2 protein-coding genes are annotated in these 3,771 nt (G+C 73.7%); both read right to left on the bottom strand.

Annotated elements, in window-relative coordinates:
• The coding region (locus tag FLW16_RS42705; RefSeq protein ID WP_142566689.1) for a beta-ketoacyl synthase N-terminal-like domain-containing protein at positions 1–232 on the bottom strand (232 nt) is incomplete at its 3' end.
• 6 nt (positions 233–238) lie between these two features.
• Positions 239–3,771 (bottom strand): type I polyketide synthase (locus tag FLW16_RS42700; protein WP_142566688.1); only part of this gene is annotated, 3,533 nt, incomplete at its 5' end.

Here is a 3,771-nt window from a genome sequence, read left to right as displayed (position 1 = left end):
CCAGGTCCCAGCCGCGGTCGGTGGGGAACTCGGTGACGGCGTCGCGGCCCTCGGCGACCAGGTCCCACAGGTCTTCGGGGGAGGTCACCCCGCCGGGCAGGCGGCAGCCCATCCCCACGATCGCGATCGGCTCGCGCGACTTCGCCTCGATCTGCCGTAGCCGCCGCTCCGCCTGCTTGGTCTCCGCGATCGAGCGCTTGAGATATTCGCGCAGCTTTTCGTCGTTCGCCATCAGGAATCAGCCCCTGTCCAGGAGGTCGAAGAGTTCGTCGTCGGTGGCGGAGTCGAGGTCGAGTTCGGCGTCCGGATCGTCGTCCGCGCCGGCGGGAGTGTCGAAGCGCGCCAGCAGCGCGCGGAGCCGGGAGACGACCTCGCCGCGCTCGTCCGGCTCGGCGAGCAGGCTCGCCTCCAGCCGCCGCAGCGCGGTCAGCGGATCGGCCGTGGACTCGCCGTCGCCGTCCGCCCCGTCCACGTCCGCGTCACTCAGGGCCGAAAGGATGTGCTCGGTCACGGCCGTGGGCGAGGGATAGTCGAAGATCAATGTGGTCGGCAGGGGCAGCCCGGTCGCCGTCCGGAGCCGGTTGCGCAGGTCCACTGCGGTCAGCGAGTCGAGACCCAGCTCCTTGAACGCCCTGGCCGGCGCGACCGCCTCGGCGTCGGAGTGCCGCAGCACCGCGGCGACCTCCGTACGGACCAGGTCGAGCACGGCCTCGCGGCGCTGTGCCGGGTCGAGCCCGGCGAACCGCCGCGCGGGTGTCGCGGGCGCACCGGGGGTGGCGTCCTCCAGCGAGCCGCCCACTCCCGACGTACGTGAGGCGTCGAGCCAGTAGCGGGTGCGCTGGAAGGCGTAGGTGGGCAGGTCGACGCGGCGAGGTCCGGACCCGGCGAGGGCGACGCTCCAGTCGACAACCACGCCGCGCACGAACGCCTCGGCGAGCGAGACGAGGAACCGTTCCGGCCCGCCCTGGTCGCGCCGGAGCGTGCCGGTGACCAGCGCCGGCGCGACGCTCGCGGCGTCGAGGGTGTCCTCGATGCTCGACGTGAGCACCGGGTGCGGGCTGATCTCGATGAACGCGCTGTGGCCGCCGGCCGCCAGCGCCCGGGCCGCGGCCTCGAACCGCACCGGCCGGCGCAGGTTGGCGTACCAGTACTCCGTGTCGAGTTCCTCCGGGCCGACCCAGTCGCCGGTGACGGTCGACAGCATCGGCACGGTCAGGTCCCGCGGAGCGATGGGGGACAGCGCCTTGACGAGCTCGTCCTTGATCAGCTCCACCTGAGCGGAGTGCGACGCGTAGTCGACCGGGATCCGCCGGTTGCGCACTCCTTCGGCGTCGAGCGCGGCCAGCAACTCGGTCAGGGCGGCCACCTCTCCGGACACGACCACGCTGCCCGGCCCGTTGACGACCCCGACCGACAGCCGGCCGTCCCAGGCCGCGATCCGGGCCTCGGCCTCCTCCAGGGGCAGGGCCACCGACGCCATCCCGCCGTCACCTGAGAGGGTACGGATGGCCTGGCTGCGCAGGGCCACCACGCGGGCGGCGTCGCGGAGCGACAGCGCCCCCGCCACCACCGCCGCGGCGATCTCCCCCTGCGAGTGGCCGACCACGGCGTCGGGACGCACGCCGTACGACTGCCACAAATCGGCGAGCGAGACCATGACGGCCCACAACACCGGCTGGACCACGTCGACCCGGTCGAGCCCCGGCGCGCCGGGGACGCCGCGCACCACGTCGAGCAGTGACCAGTCCACGAACTCGGCCAGCGCCCGCCCGCACTCGGCGAGCCGCTCCGCGAACACCGGCGCCGTCTCCAGCAGCCCGGCGGCCATGCCGGGCCACTGCCCGCCCTGCCCGGGGAAGACGAACACGACCTTGCCGGTCACGTCGGCCGTGCCGCGCACGACGTGGTCGGGCAGCGCGCCGTCGCGGGTGAGCGCGGTCAGCCCGGCGGACAGATCGGCGCGGCCCGGCGCGACCACCACGGCGCGCTCGGCGAACAGCGCCTTGGCCGAGACGAGAGAGTGCGCCACGTCGACGGGGTCGAGGTCCGCACGGCCGTCCAGGTACGTCGCGAGGCCGACGGCCTGGCCGCGCAGCGCCTCGGGCAGGTGTCCGGACAGCACCCACGGCACCGCGGGCGGCGGCGCCGGCGCCTTCCTGGCCGGCTCCTCGGCGGCCGGGGGCAGCTCCAGGATCACGTGCGCGTTCGTGCCGCTGACGCCGAACGACGACACCCCCGCCCGCCGCGGACGGCCGGTCTCCGGCCAGGGTCGTGTCTCGCCGAGCAGGCGTACGGCGCCGCTCGACCAGTCCACGTGCGGGCTCGGCTCGTCGACGTGCAGCGTCTTCGGCAGCACGCCGCCGCGCATCGCCATGACCATCTTGATCACCCCGGCGCCGCCCGCGGCGGCCTGGGTGTGCGCGATGTTGGACTTCAGCGAGCCGAGCCACAGCGGCCGGTCGGCAGGCCGGTCCTTGCCGTACGTCGCCAGCAGCGCCTGCGCCTCGATGGGGTCGCCGAGCGTCGTGCCCGTGCCGTGCGCCTCGACCGCGTCAACCTCGGACGCGGCCAGCCCGGCGTTGGCGAGCGCCTGCCGGATGACCCGCTGCTGGGACGGCCCGCTCGGGGCGGTGAGACCGTTGGACGCGCCGTCCTGGTTGACGGCCGAGCCGCGGACGACCGCGAGCACCGGGTGGCCGTTCCTGCGCGCGTCCGACAGCCGTTCGAGGAGCAGCAGACTTACGCCCTCTCCCCAGCCGGTGCCGTCCGCGGAGGAGGAGAACGCCTTGCACCGCCCGTCCGCCGACAGGGCCCGCTGCCGCGAGTACTCCACGAATGTGGCGGGCGACGACATCACCGCGACGCCGCCCGCGAGCGCGAGGTCCGACTCGCCCGTACGCAGTGATTGGGCGGCCAGGTGCAGGGCGACCAGCGACGAGGAGCAGGCCGTGTCCACCGTCACCGCAGGGCCCTCGAAGCCGAAGGTGTACGCGACACGTCCCGAGGCGACGCTGCCCGCGCTGCCGTTGATGAGATATCCCTCCAGGTCGCCGGGGATCTCCTGCAGCCGGGGCGCATAGTCGTGGTACATCACCCCGGCGAAGACCCCCGTGCGGCTCCCCTTGAGCCGCTGCGGGTCGATGCCGGCACGTTCGAACGCCTCCCAGGCCACTTCGAGCAGCAGTCGCTGCTGCGGGTCCATCGCCAGCGCCTCGCGGGGTGAGATGCCGAAGAAGGCGGCGTCGAAGTCGGCGACGTCCCGGAGGAACCCGCCGTGCCGCGTGTAGGAGGTGCCGGGATGGTCGGGATCGGGGTCGTAGAGCCCTTCGAGGTCCCAGCCGCGGTCGGCGGGGAACTCCGACACCGCGTCGCCGCCGCTCTCCACGAGTCGCCAGAGCGCCTCGGGCGACTCGACGCCGCCGGGAAGCCGGCAGGCCATGCCGACGATGACGACCGGGTCGTCCGCCAGGGGTCCGGCCGCCGCCGTCTCCGCCCGTACGGGTGCCGTCTCCGTACGGGCGCCTCCGAGCAGGCCGTCCAGTAGATCGGCGATGGCTTGGGGGGTGGGGTGGTCGAAGGTGAGGGTGGCGGGGAGGCGGAGGGTGGTTGTGGTGGTGAGGCGGTTGCGGAGTTCGACGGCGGTTAGGGAGTCGAGGCCGAGTTCGATGAGGGGTCGGTCGGTGGGGATGGCGGTGGGGTTGGGGTGGGTGAGGACGGTGGCGACTTCGGTGCGGACGAGGTCGAGCAGGGCGTGGTTCCGCTGGTCCGGCG

The organism is Microbispora sp. KK1-11 (assembly GCF_006874435.1).
Lineage (GTDB): Bacteria > Actinomycetota > Actinomycetes > Streptosporangiales > Streptosporangiaceae > Microbispora > Microbispora catharanthi.
This window is presented reverse-complemented; position numbering and strand designations above follow the sequence as displayed.